At 44.0% G+C, this 20,887-nt stretch carries 10 protein-coding genes; 5 read left to right on the top strand and 5 right to left on the bottom strand.

The features are described from left to right. Positions 1 to 1,040: 1,040 nt before the first annotated feature. A complete protein-coding gene (locus GF401_12995; protein MBD3345972.1) occupies positions 1,041 to 2,972 on the bottom strand; it encodes a PEGA domain-containing protein in 1,932 nt (643 codons plus the stop codon). Positions 2,973 to 3,216: 244 nt separating this feature from the next. Here GF401_12995 and glmS point away from each other — a divergent pair, with 244 nt between their 5' ends. The 4 genes from glmS (at position 3,217) to mutS (ending at position 9,663) form a co-directional block, all read left to right on the top strand. Beyond that, positions 3,217 to 5,049 (top strand): glutamine--fructose-6-phosphate transaminase (isomerizing), encoded by a 1,833-nt coding sequence (glmS, locus tag GF401_12990; GenBank protein ID MBD3345971.1) that lies wholly within the window; start codon positions 3,217 to 3,219, stop codon positions 5,047 to 5,049. Then, positions 4,998 to 5,822 (top strand): hypothetical protein, encoded by an 825-nt coding sequence (locus GF401_12985; protein MBD3345970.1) that lies wholly within the window; start codon positions 4,998 to 5,000, stop codon positions 5,820 to 5,822. Before glmS ends, GF401_12985 begins: the two co-directional genes overlap by 52 nt. Before the next feature lie 52 nt (positions 5,823 to 5,874). Further along, positions 5,875 to 6,951, top strand: coding sequence for an SMC-Scp complex subunit ScpB (gene scpB, locus GF401_12980; GenBank protein MBD3345969.1), 1,077 nt, complete (start codon positions 5,875 to 5,877; stop codon positions 6,949 to 6,951). A 66-nt stretch (positions 6,952 to 7,017) separates the two neighbouring features. Beyond that, complete coding sequence (gene mutS / locus GF401_12975) at positions 7,018 to 9,663, top strand: DNA mismatch repair protein MutS (GenBank protein MBD3345968.1); 2,646 nt, start codon at positions 7,018 to 7,020, stop codon at positions 9,661 to 9,663. Here the strand turns inward: mutS and GF401_12970 are convergent. The 4 genes from GF401_12970 to GF401_12955 all read right to left on the bottom strand — a co-directional run bounded on the left by GF401_12970 (position 9,649) and on the right by GF401_12955 (position 19,097). Next, positions 9,649 to 13,173 carry a DUF2341 domain-containing protein gene (locus GF401_12970; protein MBD3345967.1) on the bottom strand — a complete coding sequence of 1,175 codons (3,525 nt, stop codon included), beginning with the start codon at positions 13,171 to 13,173 and terminating at the stop codon, positions 9,649 to 9,651. The genes mutS and GF401_12970 overlap by 15 nt on opposite strands. A 36-nt stretch (positions 13,174 to 13,209) precedes the next feature. After that, a complete protein-coding gene (locus GF401_12965) occupies positions 13,210 to 16,359 on the bottom strand; it encodes a DUF2341 domain-containing protein (protein ID MBD3345966.1) in 3,150 nt (1,049 codons plus the stop codon). Positions 16,360 to 16,435: 76 nt separating this feature from the next. Further along, positions 16,436 to 17,350 carry a hypothetical protein gene (locus tag GF401_12960; protein MBD3345965.1) on the bottom strand — a complete coding sequence of 305 codons (915 nt, stop codon included), beginning with the start codon at positions 17,348 to 17,350 and terminating at the stop codon, positions 16,436 to 16,438. Then, the gene (locus GF401_12955) at positions 17,343 to 19,097 is read right to left on the bottom strand and encodes a protein kinase (protein ID MBD3345964.1); all 1,755 of its coding nucleotides are present in this window, start codon (positions 19,095 to 19,097) and stop codon (positions 17,343 to 17,345) included. The genes GF401_12960 and GF401_12955 overlap by 8 nt, the downstream gene beginning before the upstream one ends. A gap of 206 nt (positions 19,098 to 19,303) precedes the next feature. Here GF401_12955 and GF401_12950 point away from each other — a divergent pair, with 206 nt between their 5' ends. Further along, on the top strand, positions 19,304 to 20,815 hold the full coding sequence (locus GF401_12950) for an IMP dehydrogenase (GenBank protein ID MBD3345963.1): 1,512 nt from the start codon (positions 19,304 to 19,306) through the stop codon (positions 20,813 to 20,815). Positions 20,816 to 20,887: the final 72 nt, after the last annotated feature.

Here is a 20,887-nt window from a genome sequence, read left to right as displayed (position 1 = left end):
TTTTCCTGGGGAGGAACATTCGATTTTCTTTTAATCAGCGATGAGCCACAGGTTACCGTCGATATTGCCGCTTCATATTCTTTAGCTGACAAATTTAAAACGAGCATAATTCTTTCGAATATCCTTAAAACGGATACTTCACTTTCTACTCTTGCCAGAAAGCTTGACATTTCTTTGATCGGAGAAGCAATACCCCGATCCCGTCTCTTTTTTGAAACTGATATTTTCGGTAAGCAATATTCAGGTGACACGACAGTATACGGATATGGAATCGATTTAATGCTTCAAAAAGAGCTGTTTAAAAATCCCTTTCTCAGGTTGTATATGTGCGGCATATTTGAAAAAGATAAATTTAATCAAACGATCTTTACGGCAGAAGGTGGTGTTGGTGTAAGCGCCTATTTCGGCAATTCACTTGCCGGACTTTTCGGCGGCTATTCCCATGTTTTTGAATCGGAGAGCGATAAAGTTATGGTCTCCTTTTTCATTAATCCAACTCATGGTAAAGACGATATTGCTCCGGAAGTATCACTGAATTTTTCTCGGGAAATTTTTACTCCTGATGGAGACGGTGTTCACGACTATCTCTTGATTTCGGTTACATGCAGTGATAACAAAGATGGAGTTGGGTTGAAAAAGTGGACTATTGTTATAACGGAAAAACCGGATGATCCACGAAAGGTTGTCCGTCTTTTTACCGGAGCTTCACTGCCGCCATCAACAATCAGATGGGAAGGACGCGATTCAAATGAAAATCTGCTTGATCATGGTGCGTATTATATTCAGCTTACCGCAATCGATAGAAATAATAATATTTCAAAGACGCCCTGGAAAAAAGTAATCCTTAAAAAATTATTCTGAGGGCGTTGTAGTTCCTAGGGTATCTTCTTCGGGGTTGATAATCGCATTCCTCAACTTTGTTTCTTCTGATCCGTCCTGATTGAAACCGCCTCCACAATTCAGTAACAGTATACAGAGAGTGATTATTACTGTTTTCACCGAAATCAACCATAAACCGAAGTATTTGAAAATCAAAACATTCATTTTTTCAGCTTTCCCGGTTTCACCTGCAGTGATGGAGAGAATTTAAATTGAATACCGTATTCTATTAAACGCCAGTACGTTGTTCTTGCTTTACCGAAAGGTATTTTAATGGAAGCGAAAACTCCTGGAGTGAAATATTTTTCGATCGGAAAATCGAAGGCACTGTGGATTCGATGGAACCACCAGTCATTATCGAGAGTGAGTTTATCCTGTAAGGTGTTTGATGTAACATCAAAAACATCGGTAAAGATAAGATCTTCCCACTGATATCCTATTGAATATGAGACATTGACGTTTTTGATGCCGAAATGAATTCCCAGTGAAAGTGCTGTACTTGTGAGATAAAGATTTGGCAGTTTTCCGGTAGATGAATCAAACGAGACAGTGTACGATTGCTTACTATCGCCAATGGATGCAGTATCAGACCGTCGATATTTCAACCCTGAAAACCATTGGCCAAATTCGCATGAAATATATACACCTCCCAAATAGGCAAAAAAATTATTTCCTGCCGTTAACCCTCGATAATTATCCATGATATGATTACCATCATCATATAATGCCAGAAGATGACGTATTGATTTTCGTGACGCAGTCTTATGAATATAACTGAGCGCATTGAATCCAATATTTAAATTATCGTTATGCAGTGTATCCATAACTTCTCGTATCTTTTCTGCAGCAAGGGTTATTGAGCGCGGCCTCCGGCATCCGTCAAAAAGACCGTAATCATCCGGGCACTTATCTTCTGTATCGGGATATCCATCCTTATCTCTGTCTGAAATCTCTTTAAGATCCGCTTCTATGTGCAGTAATGAATCGGGAGGGAGAAAAACAGTTCTTTTAAACGACGTATACCCATCCTTTTCAACATGAATGGTATACATGCCCGTTGGAATATTCCGGCGGAAGTCACCTTTTTTGATCAGTGAATCATTAAGAGTAATCGTTGCATCGGTATGTTTTGAGGATATATGTAATGTTCCATGCAGTCTTTGGGGATAGAAATAAAAATAGCTCACTTTCCCGCTTTCTATTGTAATACCTGTGTCCAGCGAAGAATAGTACGGTCCACCTTGCCACCTGATATGGTGAATCCCCGGGTTCAATTTGACAGGAGTCGTTTCTACCGGTTGTTCATCGATAGAGTACGGGGTATCGATCGGAAGGAGTGGAAGTATGAGAATCCCGTATTGCCTGTCACCGGCAATATAAACGGTATCGTCTTCGGACAGGAATTCGAAAGATGCATAGATTGTTGTATCCGGTACCACAACCACCCTCTTGCGGGCAAAGGTATAGTGGGGAAGAGTGAGTTCGATAATGTAGTTTCCTGCAAAGAGGTCGGTGAGTGTAACCGGCGTTTGCTTTTTTGTGTCGATTCCATTTATAAACACCTTTGCTTTTGGCGGATCCGAACTGAGATTGATTGATCCCGCGGGTTTTCCATAGGTACCTTTCAGGCATTTCCATAATCCACTCACATTATAGCAGGCTGTCTTCGAATTTCTGATATATATCCTTTCATTATCGAAATAAACCTCTTCGATATCTTTGGACATATCTTTCTCATCATAGGAATAGGTTTTCAAGCGAATGAGTTTTGAAAGGTCACAATTTTCTTTAAAGGGGAAATAATACAGATTTGCAGAGGGAGAGAACGCTTTATCGGTAAATATACCATGGTAAACAGCATAAGTATTCGCATTTATTTTTTTTCTGAGGACAACCTCGCCCGGTTTAATTTCCGGTAATTCATCCTGTGGATGCAATGGAGTTGTGTCCTTAGTCGTAATAATTTCATTTGAAGAAAATCCGCTTTTCTGCTTTTCAGGGCTTGCAAATAATGGTATAGTATAATTGCCTGAAGCGGCATTTTGTGCAAAACAGAGCAGGGCGAGACCAAATATGGTAGCAGGTATTTTCATCGTACTATTGTTTATCCGTGTATTGAATCGTTTTAACTATCACCTGTATTTGCGCCTCATAGATGAAAAAATACTATCTATTCTATAATCAGGTGCTATCTATTAATTTTTTCGTTCTAAAATGTAATTTTATTTAAAAAACTTTATCGTGAACCATCATAACAGTTTATTAATTATATAAATAAATTATATTAATAACAATTTATTAAAAGAAATTAAGATTTTAAATGCGAGGATAGATTCTATGTGCGGAATAGTCGGTTATATAGGGCGGAAAGATGCATTTTCTGTTTTAATCGAGGGTTTAAGTGCACTCGAATATCGTGGATATGACAGCGCCGGCGTGGCAATGGTGGATAAAAGTAAGTTATTGATTTATAAAGATAAGGGTAAAGTCGAAATATTAAAAGAGCTTGTTAAAAAGAAGATGCCGGTAAAGTGTAATTTAGGAATAGCACATACCCGCTGGGCTACTCACGGCGGACCGTCAAAGAAAAATGCCCATCCTCACTGTGATAATAAGAAAAAGATTGCCCTTGTTCATAATGGAATCGTTGAAAATTATGGAATACTGAAAGAAAAGCTTATTCGTGAAGGAGTAGAATTTAAAACCGAAACCGACACTGAGGTTCTGGCACATCTTATCGGTAAATATTACACCAACGGTGATTTGCCGGGTGCGGTGCGAAGGGCGCTTCTGGATGTTGAAGGAACTTTTGGAATTGCCGTTATTGCCAAAGATAATCCTGATGTTCTTGTTGGGGCGCGTCGGGGTTCACCGCTTGTTGTGGGTATCGGAAACAACGAAAATATTATCGCCTCTGATGCCTGTGCGGTTGTACGCCATACGAAACGGGTTATTTATTTAAAAGATAATCATATGGTTATCCTTAATCACAATGATTATCAAACGACCACTCTGGATAATCATCGCATATCCTATGAAATTCAGAATATTGATTTTGATGCTGAAGCACTCGCAAAGGGCGGCTTTCCTCATTTTATGCTCAAAGAGATATTTGAGCAGAAAGAAACGATTCGTAATGCCATGCGCGGGAGATTGATAATTGAAGACGGAACGGCCCGGCTTGATGGTCTCAATCTCGTTCTTCAGGAGCTTCGGAAAATAAACCGCATTATTTTTGTTGCCTGTGGAACAAGCTGGCATGCTGCCCTTGTGGGAGAATATATGCTCGAGGAATTTGCCGGAATTTCCGTTGAAGTCGAATATGCTTCCGAGTTTCGGTATCGCAATCCGATTATCGATCCCTATACGCTTGTGTTTGTTATAAGTCAGTCGGGCGAAACAGCCGATACGCTTGCTGCGCTTCGGGAAGCCGAGCGAAAAGGAGCTACGGTTCTGGGAATCTGTAATGCAGTGGGCTCATCAATTGCCCGGGACACTCATGGAGGCGTATATCTTCATGCAGGACCGGAAATCGGTGTTGCATCAACCAAGGCCTTTACCTCTCAGTTGACAGTAATTTCACTTCTGACTCTTCTCTTAGGCCGTATGCGACGGATTTCACACGCGGATGGTATGACAATAGCAAAAGCGCTGCAGACGGTTCCCGATCAGGTCGAAAGAATTCTCGAACAAAATGAAAAAATACAGCAGATTGCAGAAATTTATGCTCGTCACAATAATTTTCTCTACCTGGGCAGATCATATAATTTTCCGGTTGCCCTTGAGGGTGCCTTGAAACTCAAAGAGATATCCTATGTTCATGCCGAAGGATACCCTGCGGCCGAGATGAAACATGGTCCCATTGCGCTTATTGATAAAGATATGCCTTCAGTGGTAATAGCCCTGAAAGACAGCGTGTACGATAAAGTCATAACGAATATACAGGAAATCAAGGCCCGCGGCGGGAAAATAATTGCCGTTGCTACCGAAGGCGACAAAGAAATTATAAAACATGCAGATCATGTATTATATATTCCAAAAACATTGCCGATGATCAGCCCCTTGCTTTCGGTTATTCCGCTCCAGCTTCTGGCCTATCAAATCGCGGCGATTCGGGGATGCGAAATCGACCAGCCACGAAATCTCGCAAAGAGCGTTACAGTAGAATAAGTTTATATCAGGAAATGAATCAGGAATACGAAGTAAAACTCGACCTTTTTGAAGGCCCGCTCGATCTTCTTCTCTATTGCGTTACCAAATCTGAAGTTGAGATTGCAGATATCAGTGTTGCACAGGTAACGGAACAGTACCTTTCCTATCTGGACCTGATGAAAGAACTCAATATTGATGTTGCCGCCGAATATCTGCACATGGCCGCCACACTGCTTCGTCTCAAATCCCGGGAGCTGGTACCTCAGCAAATTGATGAGAATCTCGAAACCGAAGAAGATGGAATTCATACAAAAGAACAGTTGATCGCTCAGCTTCTTGAATATAAAAAGTTCAAAGAGGCGGCGAATTCCCTCAGGGTATTCGAATCAGAGCAGTTTGGATCCTTTGCGCGGGGGACATCTGATGAGCCGAAGGCTGGCCGGGAAAGTGAAGAGGGAAGCAAAATTATCGGGAATGTCAGCATCTATGATCTTCTTTCGGCTTTCATGAATATCCTTAATCGAGAAGAGGAAGAAGACGAGCACAATCATATCGTTCAGGTTGAAACTGCACGTATTGACGATCAAATCGAACATATATTAAGTATATTGCAGGATACTCCTGAGATTCGATTCCAGGAGCTTTTTAAAAGCAGCAGGCAGAAAATTGTGCTTGTTGTAACGTTCATGGCGCTACTGGAGCTTGTCAAAATGCAGGAAATTACATTCAGGCAGGAAGATATATTCGGCGAAATCCATGTCGTTAAACGTACCGAAAAGGAATTTGATTAAACCGATTACCGGCAAAATTGAACGGTAAGGTATTAGAGTAAAGGCCGTAGTAATGAGTAAAGAAACCGATACTGCACAGGAAAAGAAACAAAAGAAAAATAAAAGTACCAATGAAATGCTTACCGAACAGGCGCAGATTTTGGAAGCGCTTGTTTTTGCATCCGATGAAGCTGTTTCATTGAATAAACTTAAAGAAATTCTGCCCGGCCGTCCGGATGCCCGTCAGATCAGAAAATTGATTTCTGAAATAAATCATAAACTTCAAAAACAGCGCCATCCTTTTGAAATTGTTGATGTCGCCGGGGGATATCAAGTCAAAACAGTTCCCTACTTTGCACCCTGGATCCGTCAGCTGTTCAAGGAAAAACCGGCAAAAAAACTTTCAGCCCAGGCGCTTGAATGCCTTGCCGTTATTGCCTATAAGCAACCAATCACCAAAGCTGAAGTTGAAGAAATCAGGGGGGTACTGTCCGACGGTGCTATGAAAACGATACTCGAAAAACATCTTGTTACTATCGCCGGAAGAAGCGACAAGCCAGGCCGCCCTCTTTTTTATGCAACAACGAATACATTCCTTGATTATTTTGGAATAAAATCGATTAATGATCTTCCAAAAATCGAAGAATTCGAAGAAATGGCCAAAAAGAAAATGGAAGATATTGAAGAAGAGATACAGGCAATTCCCGATAACGAAGTTCCTTCAGGTCAAACACCGGAGAACGAAAGCAACGATGAGACTGCTGAAGCGCCAAAGGGTGAAGAATCACAGGGAGAAGAGAATGGTGACCGGCTGGAAAATGAATCATCTGATACTGACGGTGATCACTCAACTGACGCTGAATCGGTTCAATCTTCACGGGGCGACGAATCTTCCGAGGATAAATCGGAAGAAAAGAATGATGCCGGGAGCGAACGACAGCAAAGCCCGTCGGAAAATGATTCCGCCGAAACGAAAACCAATGATAGTGAAGTAATGGAAACGGAATCGGAGGAGGGAGCTGAAAATCCGGAACAAAGCTCACAGGAAGATACCTCACAAGTTCAAAATCCCGAAGGTGATGAATCTTCTGATGTACAAGCGGAAAACCGCAAGGATACAGAAAGTGGATTTTCAAACTCCGGCGGATAAAATCAAATTCATAACGGCGGTATAATGAAGCAAAGCGCATCCACAAAACCGAATCTTACCCCCATGATGCGGCAATATGTTGCCATTAAGCAACAGAATCCAACCACAGTACTCCTTTACCGGATGGGCGATTTTTATGAAATGTTCAATGAGGATGCGAAAACAGCCTCCCGGATCCTTGGCTTAACATTAACAAGCAGGAATCATGGCGGTGCCGATGCCACCCCACTGGCCGGTTTTCCGTATCATGCCCTCGACAGGTATGCAAATCGTCTGGTTAAAGCAGGATACCGGATTGCCATTTGTGAGCAAACCGAAGATCCGAAAAAAGCCAAAGGTCTCGTTAAGCGGGATGTTATAGAAATAATTTCCGCAGGAACAGCAACCGAAACCAGCTTTATCGATGAAAAAAGCAATAATTATATATTGGGCATTGTTGTAAATGACGGCACGGCCGGAGTCTCAATATGTGACTTGTCAACCGGAGAGTTTTCCGTTGAAGAAATTGAAAAGGAAAAATTATCGGAGGAAATCGTACGGGTAGATCCGGCAGAAATTATTGCCGCCGACGGTGGAGAAGATCCGCTTGCAGGGCTCTCGGAGGAAAATGGATTCGCCCAACGCGTCATTACCCGGTATGACGGCTGGAAATTTGATCGTGATAATGCAGAGGAAGTACTGAAATGCCATTTTTCGGTGGCTTCCCTTCAGGGGCTCGGCTTTGAAAGCTATGAAACCGGAATCAGGGCGGCAGGTGCACTTCTTTCATATTTGAAGGAGCAGAAAAAAAATGACTTGCGTCATATTTCATCGCTGATCCCACGCACCCTTTCTCGGTATGCGGAACTCGATCCCTCGACCATTCGAAATCTGGAACTTCTTAAACCGATCCATTCCGATGATAAAGGCGGTACCCTGATTTCAGTTCTCGACAGAACCTGTACCGCCATGGGCGGCAGGCTGATGAAACGGTGGATTACCCATCCTTTGAAACAGGCGCCGGAAATATCCGACCGTCTCGATTGCGTTGAATGGCTTAAAAAAGATGTCTTTGTTCGGGGAGAAATTGAACTGTTGCTGAAGCAGATTTTCGATATCGAACGGCTTATCGGGAGGATCACCTATGAACGGGCCAATGCCAGAGATCTGAGCGCGCTGAAAAACTCACTGAATGTCTTTCCGAAAATAGTTAAAACACTTTCACCAAAGTCCAACAATGTTATCAGAGGAATATCCCAGAATCTGGAAGGATTTGAAGACTTGGCCTTGCGGATAGATGAGACCATTGTGGATAATCCTCCGCTCTCCCTTCGAGAGGGAGGCATCATTCGCAAAGGTGTATCGCAGGAACTCGATGAAATCAAAGAGGCCTCACAGAACGGTAAAAAATGGATCGCCAGCCTTCAGGAAACAGAGCGGAAAAACACCGGTATTTCATCACTGAAAATCGGGTTCAATAAAGTGTTCGGCTACTATATCGAGGTGTCGAAGGCAAATATATCACTGGTACCGGAGACTTATATTCGGAAGCAGACACTTGTTAACGGTGAACGGTTTATTACTCCCGAATTAAAGGAGATGGAAGAGAAGATTCTGGGGGCTGAAGAGCGGCTGTCGTCATTGGAATATGAGCTTTTTGTTTCCCTTCGCACCGAAATTGCGGGATACTGCAGCAGGATCCAGAAAGCCGCAGAAGCGGTTGCCATGCTCGATGTGTTTACCTCTCTTGCAAAAATTGCTGCCGACAGCGGTTATTGCCGGCCGATCATTCGAGAAGATTCCAATATTATTATCCGTGAATGCCGTCATCCGGTAATCGAACAGATGTCTATTGATGAGCAGTTTGTGCCCAATGATGCCATTGTGGGGGGCAAAGATGCACAAATTATTCTGATAACCGGCCCAAATATGGCAGGAAAATCGACCTATCTCCGTCAGAATGCACTGATAGCAATTATGGCCCAGATGGGATCTTTTGTACCCGCCGCAAAAGCTGAAATCGGCATTGTCGATAAGTTTTTTACCCGTGTCGGGGCCTCGGACAGGCTGGCACGTGGACAGAGTACTTTTCTGGTCGAAATGATCGAAGTGGCCAATATTCTTAACAATGCCACCGATCGCAGTCTCGTATTACTTGATGAAGTCGGCAGAGGCACTTCGACTTTCGATGGAATCAGCATTGCCTGGGCGGTGGCAGAGCATCTTCATAAAACGCCAAAGTGTCGCCCCCGGACCTTTTTCGCTACACACTATCACGAGCTTACCGAGTTGGCCTTGCTCTTTCCCCGGATCAAAAACATGCATGTGAAAGTAAAAGAATGGAATGATAAGATTATTTTTGTGCGAAAGGTTGAAGATGGCAGTTGTGATCACTCATACGGCATTCAGGTCGCTCGCCTGGCAGGCGTTCCCGAACCGGTAATTAAACGGGCCAAGGAGATACTTGCCAATCTCGAGAGCATGGAACTTACTCCGGACCATAAACCGGCCCTGGCACGCCATGACGGTGAAACCCGGACATCAGAACCGACCATGCAGACCGATCTCTTCTTTCAATCCCCCCAGGTAATCAAAGATCCACAGCTGGAAAACATAAAGAAAAAACTGGATACCATCGAGATCAATAATCTTACGCCCATCGAGGCCCTGAACCATCTTGCGGAAATAAAAAAAGCCGTGGATACTCCGCCGGAGCAACTACTCGAAGATTAAAAACGAGCCGTCTTTTCTCTGATTTTCGTATTCCAGCCTGATCCACTCGGAAGAGCGGACAGCGCTTGAGAACCGGAATTCATCAATGATGCCGTTGAAATAATAACCATTATCGTAGGCGTCGCCGCCCAGAGCGAATGCACCTGAAGCGATATCGCCGAAACCCTGTATGGATGTCTGCGCTTTAAGCTCCCCGTTAACATAGAGGCGCATCAATTCGCCACTTGTAAGCGTGCAGTGAATCAGATACCAGGTGTTACTATGAAGTGTTTCTGATGTACGAACAGAGGCCCATTCATTGGAATTGAGACGAATCTGATATGATTTCGTGTGTTCCGGTTCTATGTGACCCCAGGTAAACTCAATTTGCTGATTACCTTTACAGAAAAGCTTTTCGAGATAATCCCAGTCACCGGATTGTGGAGTGTTGACAGCATTCATCCAGAAGGAAATAGTATGATCCTCGAGTCGGTATGCAGAGTAGTCACCCAGGTCGATCCAGTCGCCGTCGGTGCCGTTGCCGCCGTGAAATCGAACAGCGTTTCCGCAATAACCGTCAACGACATTATCGTCTTCTAAAAGACCGTTAAGTATTCCGTCACGGGAATTCGACGATGCATCGGGGGTCTCCAGATTCGCCCCACCCGAAGAATTTGTTTCATTCAGATGCCACACACCGGCAAAACCGTCGCCATATAAGAAAATACTGGAAGGTGAATAGTCGACCGGCGAAGGTTTTCCGTAATGCATGGTCATATACTGGTTGTCATCGTTACCATATATTGAATCGACCAAAACCCAGAGCACACCTTTTTGGGCCGAAGAATCGAACATTTCAACAGCATAATAGAGCGTATCACCGCTATCATCGATAAACCAGATATTCGTACCGTCCCTGTTGGCCTCCGAAAAATCGAAATTGCTGCTGTCAAGCCGTACAAGCACCGGAAAGGACGTAATTGTTGAGGTGATATTGGCTCCCGAAGCTGTTGTATTTAGCCGGATTTTCTGCGATAGTATTCCTTGATGATAAAGAACGGTAACGGTCACCGTATCGGACATTCCGGAACGATCGCTGCAAATTACCGTAATGGTCTCGGTGGATTCCTGCAAATTGTCTGTTTCTAGGGTAACCTTACAGGTTCTGCTTGTTTGACTATCGGTAAACGTTTGAACGTCTGGCCCCGATTGTCTCTTTATGGTAAGGTGGTACTGATCGGAACCCGTCAGATCGTTATCATGGATGGTATAAATCAGGGTGTCGGGAGTTGAACCTATATCGATAGAGAGAGTATCGTTATCGAGCAGACCCAATGCCGACCGAACCGAAAGGGAACAGGGGTTATTAGCCGGAACGTAGTTGATATTCAGGGCCAGAGTGTCGGGAACCGTCGAGAGATCGGAGCATATTACTGTGAGTGATTCGTTTTGCCGATCGGCTTCCGTAGGATTGAGGGTTATGGTAAATCGTGTCGAATCGATCGATCGTATTGTGGTAACGTTGTTGTATTTGATTGTGATTGTATAGTCTTCGGTATTCAAATGGTCTTGATCGATGATATCAAAAAATAAAATTTCCGATGAAAGGGTATCAGAGAGAGAAAGGGTATTATCGAACAGGATGCCGTTGGTTGGCGTCACAGACAAAGAGCAGGGATGATTCTCTTTTGAAACAACCTCAAGAGTGCATTCATAGGAAACATATTCGGTGCCGTCAAAAATATCAAACCTCAGGATATGATTTCCTATGTTCGTATTTGTTGGAGTCCATTCTATGATACCGTCGGTAAAGATCAGGCCTTCCGGTATATCGATAGCCTCAATATGTATCGAATCGTTGTCCTGATCGGTGGCGACCAGCGTATCGATATAGTGGTCGCCGACACGCAACGGTACCGGTGGATGGAGAGAATCAATAACTTGAGGAGGATTGTTTTTAAAAATGACCACGCTTATTTCTTTTGTATGACCCGAGCTGTCCCGGGCAGTCACTGAAATACTGTTACCGCCGTTTTTTTCGAGGGCAATACTGGTTTCATAAAGGTAATAATTCTTTGAATCGGGTTCGATAGTGTTACCATGGATTGTAACCGTCTCGATACCCGAATGATCATCGAATGCGATTACTTTAAACTTAACTGAATCTTTTGTGGTATGTGAATTATCGGCATATTTCCCATCGGCCTGGACATCGGCTATAACCGGAGGATCGGAATCCATCCGGTCGTCGGGTTGATAAAAAATTACTATAGAGGAGTCATGGGTTTTATTGGAAATGTTATCAAGTGCCGATATTGTAATATTATTAAGCCCTTCTGCAAGTGTCAGGTGCCATTGCCATTCCTGGTTTTTATTACCTTTAATTGTCTGAACATCATCGTGGAGTGAATGGTTATGGCGGAGCCGGAGTGATACGTTCACAGAATCGCGGGTGATATCAATGACTCTGCCGATAATGAATTTTCTGGATGAGGCAGTAGTTTGTGAATCACTGGGTGGTGATAGAAATTTGAGTTTCATTCCGCCTACCGCAGGTAATGAAGGATCATAAACAAGGTGACATGTTTTTTCGATGGAGTTTCCGAAATAATCCGACGCCTTGATTTTTATCGCTAAAGGATTTTCTACGGTATGAGCGGTAAAGTCATGAAAGGTTTTTTCATAGGAATTTCTACCCACATTATCATATCGTATTCCATTAAAGGTTACTCTCGAAATAAGTCCTCCACCGGGATCTTCAACCACCGCGGTAATACCGACAATTGAATCTCCGGTGGTAATGGTATCGTTTGGCGCCGCTGGTATCTGGATTATCGGAGGGACAGTATCGTTCAGGGAGTAGGTGAAGGGGATTTTTTGTGATGCTGCACTGTTTTTCAAATCAGAAACCCAGAGAAATCCAGAGCCTGAGGGGTTGGTTATTACAGGAAGAACAGTATCGACACTTGCATGGGGAGAGCTGATTTTGAGATGATTCAGCGAATCAAATTGCCAGTGATACCAGACATCAGGATCTCCCACTGATCCGGTGTTGAGGGTAATGGGCATACCAGTATATGCGTCAACAGGATCTTGTGAAAGGGGCGTTGCTGCACGGACAACCAGTTCGTCAATGACATTCCGGCCGCTTGAGCGACAAGTGGTAATGGTAATTGTAAATATTCCGGTATCTATAAGTGAAAAAGCCACGGGATAAAGCGCCGCAGAAACTTTTTCGGCAGGGGGTGAAGGTATTACCCGGCGGGACTCGAAGCGGCTGTTTGGTATATGAACAACACACGAATCGACCTTTTCTTTTAAAGCAATAACAATGAATAATGTTTCTGAGGTAAAAATAGAAACCGAATCACCTTCGTCGTAGGTGCCGAATGTTTTTGAAACAACATGGGCCTTGGCATGCGACATATCCGAAAAGGGATTGTATTCGTCACTGCACAGGAAGGTAAGGGCAGAGCAAAAAAGCAAGCCGGTCAATTTCAGGGCTGTTGTGATTGACCTTTTATGGTGCATTACCTGTTCCTGTGATAATTGTTTATCAGGGTTATTTTACTCATACCGGACAACTCCGGTCTCGGAATGTTGGACTTCATAATTGAGTTTTATCCATGCTGCACTTCGCGCCTTCCGGCTTATACGCATTTCATCGATATAACCATTATAGGGTTTTACATTTTCACTTAAGGGATTTGCACCGATCCATACGGGAATAAGATGGTTTTGCTCGATATTGCCGGCTATATCCATCTCTCCAACAAGTCCGTCATCGGAAGAACCGTCATATTTATAGAGTTGAAGCTTTTTTTCTTTTCCACTGTATCGCATAACGCCATAGGTCCATGTATTTGTAGAGAGCGCGGCCGAATTGCCTTCGAGAACAGAGGTTGTGCCGGCTGTCTTGAGACGGCATCGCAGATAAATATTTCCCGATGATCCGATCGTGGAAAGCATCCACCAGTGATTATGATCCTCGGTTCCATTGGCTTTTGAAATTATCCTGCCGTCATAACTTTTCTCATACCATGGACCGTAAGCAAAATCGGGAGAATAAAGCCAGCAACTGATAGTTAATTCATCGCCGGGGATATCAGGAGTGCCGAGATTAATTATATCATTCTCACCATCGAATCCCTGTCCCTGTCCGATAACACCTTTTTTGCCTGTTGCGGTTATCGCACCGGCACCGTTAAGCTCATCACTACAGGAATTTTCATACATTGTATTGCCGGACAAATTTTCATTAAGGTGATAGACGGTGAAAAAGCCGTTCGAAGTATCGAATACCTGCTGTCCGTTCGATTTGTCGGTCGAATCTGGAAATCCCCAGATCATCTCGATATACTGAGAATTATTATTTCCTTTAATTGTATCAATAAGCACCCAGAAGCCAGCCAGTTTCTCGTGAGCACTGTATTGCTCGAGCTGATAGGGAAGAATCGTGCCGTCGTACTTTCTGAAACGGATATCATTTCCATCATCGGAACTGAAATCATAATTTTGATCCGTCAGGGAAACGGCCAGCGGATAATTATATACATCGGAGTCAATGCCCGCACCTCCTGCGGTGTCTGTGGTGTTGATATACAAACGCTTCCTGAATAATTCCTGGGATGAATACTGATACGTTATGGTCAGATTGAGGTTGTACGTTTCACCGGAATTATCGCTGCATGAAAGGTGAATACTATTAACTGAAGTCTGAAGCGAATCGAGAATTAGTTCACAAGATCGTGTCGTATCTTTCGACTGAAACGCAAGCTTGTTATCGTATTTAATCATCAGGTCATATTTTTCGGAACCGGCAGGATCATTATCATGAATCAAGATCGACAGGGTATCGTGGGTAAAATTCTGCGGCAAAATCAAAGAATCATTACGAATCGTGCCCCGACTTGAAGTTATCGAAAGAGTGCAGGGATCATTTGCCCCCGGAGCAACAACAATGTCTGTTGTGTAGGTGATTCTCTGAAGGGAGTCTTCAATATCGAAAACAAGTTCATTTTCACCGGTATCATTCAGAGACGGCGTCCAGGAAATAATCGAACCATCGAGGCTGAAATTATCCGGAGCATCACGGAGCGTGATCGTAAGGGGATCATTATCTCTATCATGAACGCCCAATGTATCGGTATAGGTTATTCCTGCGCGCAAGGGTAACGGTGGATTAAGTGGTGTGGTAACAAGAGGTGGGTTGTTATGGTAGATTGTTATGTGCTCCTCAGAAGAATTGCCCCTATTATCGGTTGCAGTTATACTGATTGTGTTTCCTGAGTTATCATGGGTCAGTTGAACCGTATGTTCCCAGCGATAGCTGATACTGCTGCCGATAAGCTTGGTAGAATTTACTTCAAAGGATCCCATACCCGATCCTTTATCAAAGGCAATGATTTTAAGCGCAACATTTCCGCTGGAGGTAAAAAGCATGTCGGCCGGTTGACCATCCGCGGAGATGTCGGCAATTACCGGTGGGATGGTGTCGTGCATGGTAGGATCGAATATCATTGTGCTGCTCTCTTCTTTAAGAAGCGAGTCGGCACTGTTGTACACATGCAACGCGATCGTATTGATCGTATCATCCAGAAAAACAGGCCATTGCCAGATAGTGTCCGACTTATTCGAAACATAAATCGGGTTCGGATAAAGAGAATCATTAACAGAAAGTTTAAGAACAACATTCAAAGACCCGGCATAACTGATAATTTCACCAACAGCGATGTTATTCCGGTTCATCGTCCGCTCTCCACGTTCAAAGGGCGAGTAGAAGGTGTTCTCGATATTATCAGTCGCGTCGATGCTTTCATCATAAAAAATTCTTACCTTCATGGTATCGGAATTCCCTCCCCGGTCGGTTGCGGAAATGGTAACCTGGTAAGGAAAATGCTGAGTAAGGCTGTCGAGATTTCGGATAGTTTTTATGTACATTGAGCTGTTGTGATCATCATAGGATTCCCCGTTAAATGTAACAGCCAAAGGCCCCCCCTGATCGGAATCCTTAATTTCTACTCTGAGTATGAATGTTGTATTTCCGGTTTTAATTAAATTGCTGCTGTCAAGAGCGTGTAAAGGCGTGATTACCGGGGGTACGGTATCGGAAATGGTATAGCTGAAAGAGTCCGGTGGAGAAAGGTATTCTCCTTTGGCGTCTGAAACCCGGAGTAAACCTATACCATGAGGCAGTGATATTGATGGAAGTATCGTGTCGATCCGGGAGTAGGGTGATATAATTTTTATGCGATCGCCAAAAATCCAGTAATACCAGACATCGCTGTCGGCAACCGGTGATGTTGTAAGCTCGATTTTCTGACCCTGATATCCGGTTATGGTGTTTTGTGAAAGGGGGGAATGGGCATAAACGACAAAATTTTCGTTCACTGCCGCACCGTTTTCCCTTATCGTTGTTACGCTGATTGTGTCGAATCCCGTATCATAAAGGGAAAAGGCAACCGGGTATTCTTTTGCAAGGAGCGGCTGTTCTCTGGTGTTAATATAACGAATTGTGTCATTAAATCGATTGTTCGGGATGACAACCCTGAAAGATTTGATTTTTTCCCGTAATGCGGGAACGATTATCAGTGTTTCGGCATGGAAAATTTCCACAGAATCACCGTCGCTTACGGTCCCGAAGGTCTTGCGTATAACGGTTGCGCTTGCATTGGTCTGATCTGAAAAAGGATTATAATCGGGGGAGCAGAAAAGCATTGCAATGCTGCATAAAAGAAGACCGAAACCCACACATTTTTTATGCCCGATCACAGAATACCACTATTGTTGTTTGTTAAAAAGTAAATGACCATGCAAATCCGGCGCTTCCTAACGCACCCAGACAAAAAGCGGCGGCGGAAAATGCTGCATTCCGGTTTCTTGAAGCCTGAGCATCCAGGAAATCCTGCTCAGTGTTACTTACCAGATTACTTGAAGCGCCTGTGACTTTTGTCCTGCTTAGTTCGCTGACCCGATTCTGGGCATCGTTCCATTGAGAAATGAATACAATCCCAAGGGAACACCCTCCCAGAAAAGCGGTAAGCCCCGAATAACGGACAGCGTTGCGTTTCCGGGCATGTGGATCCATAAGAATTTTCACCGGTACACCATCAACGGTTGCATCGGTTACAGAGAGAGCATAGCTGTACGGTTCGTTTGTAACATTATGCTCCGTTCCTTCGATCGTAAGATTACTCCGTCCGTTCTGGGCAAAGAGAGTATTATGGATACGGATGAATTTTGTCTCGGAATTGATTCCGTATACCGAATAAAGAATTTTACAGTATGCAAGATCGGTTCCTATGCCGCCCTTATGAATGAAAACACCATTCCAGTCGTAGGGGTTTGCATGAAGCTGACTTTTCGGATTGAAAGTTTGATCGAATTCGGAAGTAAACGTAACGGGTTGATTTTTTGTTCCGGAAGCGATAAGCCGCCCTTCAACATGAACGCCGGTAAAATTTTTAAACAGCAGCACGGTTCCCGGTTCGATCGTAACAGTTTTTCCTGAGGGAACAAAGATGTCGGCTTCAACAAGGTATGGGCTGTTGGCTGCTTTCAGGGATTTAGGTAAATCTCCTGCAAGGGTAGAATGGCCGGGTGGCTGTTGTGCATGTAAATCGTAAAAAAGAAACCAGCAGAAAAAAAACAGCAATAAAAAGGGTTTTTGGAAAACAACCGAAGGGATGAGCGACATTTTTTTATTCATTAAACAATCCAATTCTTTGCATTTCAGCAACAGCCTGCTTGTAATATTTATGTTCCGGTGATGAACGCAAAGCGCTTTTTACTTCAAACCATGAATCCATTGCTGTCCGTTTGGTTTCCTGAATTTTGTTTTGATCGAAAAGCTTTGTATTGCAGAGTGCCTGATAATAGAGTTTTTCCAGGCGAATTTTTCTCGAATCATCAAATTGAGCGGGTGTGTGGCTGGATTTATTTAGCAATTCCAGTGTTTTGCTGATAGAGCCCTTTTTATAGGCGAGCTTGGCTTTTTCAAGATAAAATTCCGCATCATCGATCGAATTTGCCAGAAGGAGGAGTTCTTTGTCTTTGTGCCGTTGCAGCGCATCAAGAGCCCGGATTTTGTAGATTAAAACTTTTTTGTTTTGGGCAAGTTGGGGTGGAATACCAGCTCCGGCTTTCAATGCCCGGCTGTAGTTGCCGGCATCAACATCACTGACAAAGACTTCAACAGGATCATCGGTATCATAAGCCGCCTTAAGCTTATCCATAAGAGACAGTTGGGGGACCAGTTCGGGTTCCGGCTCCGGCTGTACCGGTTTTTTCTGTGTCCGTGGTTTTTCAACAACCGGCTCGGGCTCTTGAGGGGGTGGTGATGGCGATTCAACAACCGGCGTCGTCTCCACCGGTTCCGGCTTTATAATGAGCGGCTTGAAATAGCTGAAAAGCCCGATACCGGCGATAATTAAAAACAATGCCGAAACAGCCAGTCCCCAGGGTATCCGTTGCCGGTACCGGGGAATATATTTTTCACCATCCCTTACTGAAACGAACCGCTTAACAATTTCCTCCGGAGTTTCGGGGGTTAAGCTCTTGTGTATCTTTTCAAGTTCCGAAAGAAGGAGCGATGAATCCTGGATTCGTTTTTTCTTTTCGTGCATCAGGCATTTGTGAACGAGTTTTTTCAGAGTCACCGGAACTTTGAGATCATAGTTTTCAATCGGGCGATAATCGTTTTTTACCTTGCACATCATGAGCTTGGACATATTAATTTGAGGAAAAGCTTTGACACCGGAGATCATCTCGTAAAGGACTGTGCCGAAGGAATAGATGTCCGAGCGGACATCAGCACCTTTGCCGTCCAGCTGTTCGGGGGATAAATACTGAATGGTACCCATAACCGAATCATCGGTAGTAAGCAGTGATGCTTCGATGGGACGGGCAATTCCGAAATCCATGAGCTTCACCTTGCCATCCTTTGAAATCATGATATTGCTGGGTTTCAAATCCCGGTGAACAATGCCGAAATATTTGTTTCCGTATATCACGTATTCTTTATTATGCGCATAACTCAAGGCGCGGGTAACCAGAATTCCTATGGCGGTACAGACGGTAATCGGCAATGCACCTTTTTCATTCACAAGCTCGTTTACCGCGGGACCATCGACAAGCTCAAGCTCGATATAGGGAAGGTCGTTCCATTTTCCTACCGAATGAATCTCGACAATATTCGGGTGGGTCAACTCGGCCATTATTTTCATTTCTGTCTGAAAATGCCGTTTTGAATCTTCGGACAGGTTGGGATGCATCAGTTTGACAGCGCGGCCGACTTCCAGCTGGGAATTCCATATTTCGTAGACATTTGCCATGCCTCCGCTTCCAAGAAGGCCGGTAATAATTCCGGATCCAAGGGGAACCGGGCGGGTACCGTCGGGAAGAATAACCGCATTACGAGTCCGGATTGAAAAGTCTTGAATATTGTTGTCGTTCATAAAGGATTTAAAAATGCTGGATTGGAGGCCTTTTTGTAAATAAAAAACAGTGCACCTTTAATAAATATAGATACCAACAAATATATAATATTACTAATTATTAAGAAATTCAACTTGTTTTTAGCATTTTCAAGTGAAGGTACAGTATTTTTATGCACTTTATTTACGAACAAACGTTGTTATTCCCGGATTAATGGGGTAAAAGTATGGCAAAAATCATTAAAGATGTATCTCGTACCTTCCCGGAGTATCTTCTTCTCCCTGGGTTAACGGGGCGAAAAAACATTCCCGCTAATGTATCGCTCCAAACACCGCTTGCGGCATTTTCAAAGGCGGATGAATCGCGAATGTTTTTGAACAATCCCTTTGTTTCGGCAAGTATGCAGGCTGTTTCGGGGGTTGATATGGCAATTTCACTCGCTCGTCAGGGATGTCTTGCATTTGTCTTTTGCTCCCAGGCTGTTGATAAGCAGGCTTCAATGATTGAACGGGTAAAATCTCATAAAGCCGGCTTTGTTGAAAGCGACAGTAATCTAAAACCGGACGACACTCTTGAGGATGCAGTACACCTTACCCGTAAGAGTGGTCATTCTACAATGCCGGTTACTCATGACGGGTCAAAGAATGGTGAATTTCTGGGCATTATTACCGATAAGGATTTCTGGGAGTTCGAAGATAATCTTCAGGCCCAGGTTTCCGAGTACATGACTCCCAAAGAAACTGTCGTTTATGGAAAATCCGGAATATCGCTTCATGAAGCCAATCTGCTTTTGAGAAAGCATAAAAAGGAATGCCTGCCGATTCTGGACGAAAACGAACGCCTTCAAACCCTCGTGTTCAAGAAAGATTATATTGATCACCGTCGAAATCCCTATGAGGTACTGGATTCCCGCAAAAGACTTGTTGTAGGAGCGGGAATTAATACTCACGATTACAAAGACAGAGTGCCGGTACTTATTGATGCCGGTGCGGATGTTCTTGCCTTTGATTCATCCGACGGCTATACTGAGTTCCAGAGGGATGCCGCATTGTGGATACGGGAAAAATACGGCGATTCAATTGTTCTGGGCGGCGGGAATGTGGTTTCCGGTGACGGGTTCCGGTTTCTTGCGGAAAATGCCCGCCTCGACTTTATCAAAGTGGGTATCGGCGGTGGTTCGATCTGCATTACCCGTGAGCAGAAAGGCATTGGTAGAGGACAGGCGTCGGCACTTATGGATGTTGTCGCGGAGCGGGACAAATATTATCAGGAGACCGGACGGTATATTCCGGTGTGCTCCGACGGTGGTCTTACCAATGACACCCAGATCATTATCGCCCTTGCTATGGGGGCGGATTTTGTCATGATGGGCCGCTATTTTGCCATGACCAGTGAGAGTCCGACGCCCAAAGTGTCGATCAGAGGCCGCATGTATAAACCCTATTGGGGAGAAGGCTCAAACCGGGCCCGTAACTGGCAGCGTTACAATATGGATGGCGAGATGAATATGAAATTCGAGGAAGGTATCGACGGGTATGTTCCTATCGTGGGCTCGGTTAAGGATGTTCTTGAAATTACCATTGCCAAATTGAGATCGACAATGTGCAATATCGGCGCTCTCACGCTCAAAGAATTCAGAGAAAAAGCGGTTTTGACCCGTATTTCGGAACAGTCTTTTGTCGAAAGCGGCACATCGAGCGTTGTTCAGCTCGACCGGGATGTTTCGTTTGATGTATAGTGCACCAATGGTGCAAAAATAACAATATTTTCGGTTTCAAAAGCGAAATTAAAGGTGAAGTAGCTTTTTTCT

The organism is Chitinivibrionales bacterium (assembly GCA_014728215.1).
GTDB lineage: Bacteria > Fibrobacterota > Chitinivibrionia > Chitinivibrionales > WJKA01 > WJKA01.
Note: the sequence above shows the minus strand (reverse complement) of the source record. Positions and strands in the feature narration are given on the sequence as shown.

Bases quoted from the DNA above. Each gene is read 5' to 3' on its own strand.
- GF401_12955 (MBD3345964.1), bottom strand. From the start codon at position 19,097: ATGAACGACAACAATATTCAAGACTTTTCAATCCGGACTCGTAATGCG.
- mutS (MBD3345968.1), top strand. From the start codon at position 7,018: ATGCGGCAATATGTTGCCATTAAGCAACAGAATCCAACCACAGTACTC.
- GF401_12960 (MBD3345965.1), bottom strand. From the start codon at position 17,350: ATGAATAAAAAAATGTCGCTCATCCCTTCGGTTGTTTTCCAAAAACCC.
- GF401_12970 (MBD3345967.1), bottom strand. From the start codon at position 13,173: ATGCACCATAAAAGGTCAATCACAACAGCCCTGAAATTGACCGGCTTG.
- GF401_12965 (MBD3345966.1), bottom strand. From the start codon at position 16,359: ATGCTTTTCTGCTCCCCCGATTATAATCCTTTTTCAGATCAGACCAAT.
- glmS (MBD3345971.1), top strand. From the start codon at position 3,217: ATGTGCGGAATAGTCGGTTATATAGGGCGGAAAGATGCATTTTCTGTT.
- GF401_12950 (MBD3345963.1), top strand. From the start codon at position 19,304: ATGGCAAAAATCATTAAAGATGTATCTCGTACCTTCCCGGAGTATCTT.
- scpB (MBD3345969.1), top strand. From the start codon at position 5,875: ATGAGTAAAGAAACCGATACTGCACAGGAAAAGAAACAAAAGAAAAAT.
- GF401_12985 (MBD3345970.1), top strand. From the start codon at position 4,998: ATGCGAAATCGACCAGCCACGAAATCTCGCAAAGAGCGTTACAGTAGA.
- GF401_12995 (MBD3345972.1), bottom strand. From the start codon at position 2,972: ATGAAAATACCTGCTACCATATTTGGTCTCGCCCTGCTCTGTTTTGCA.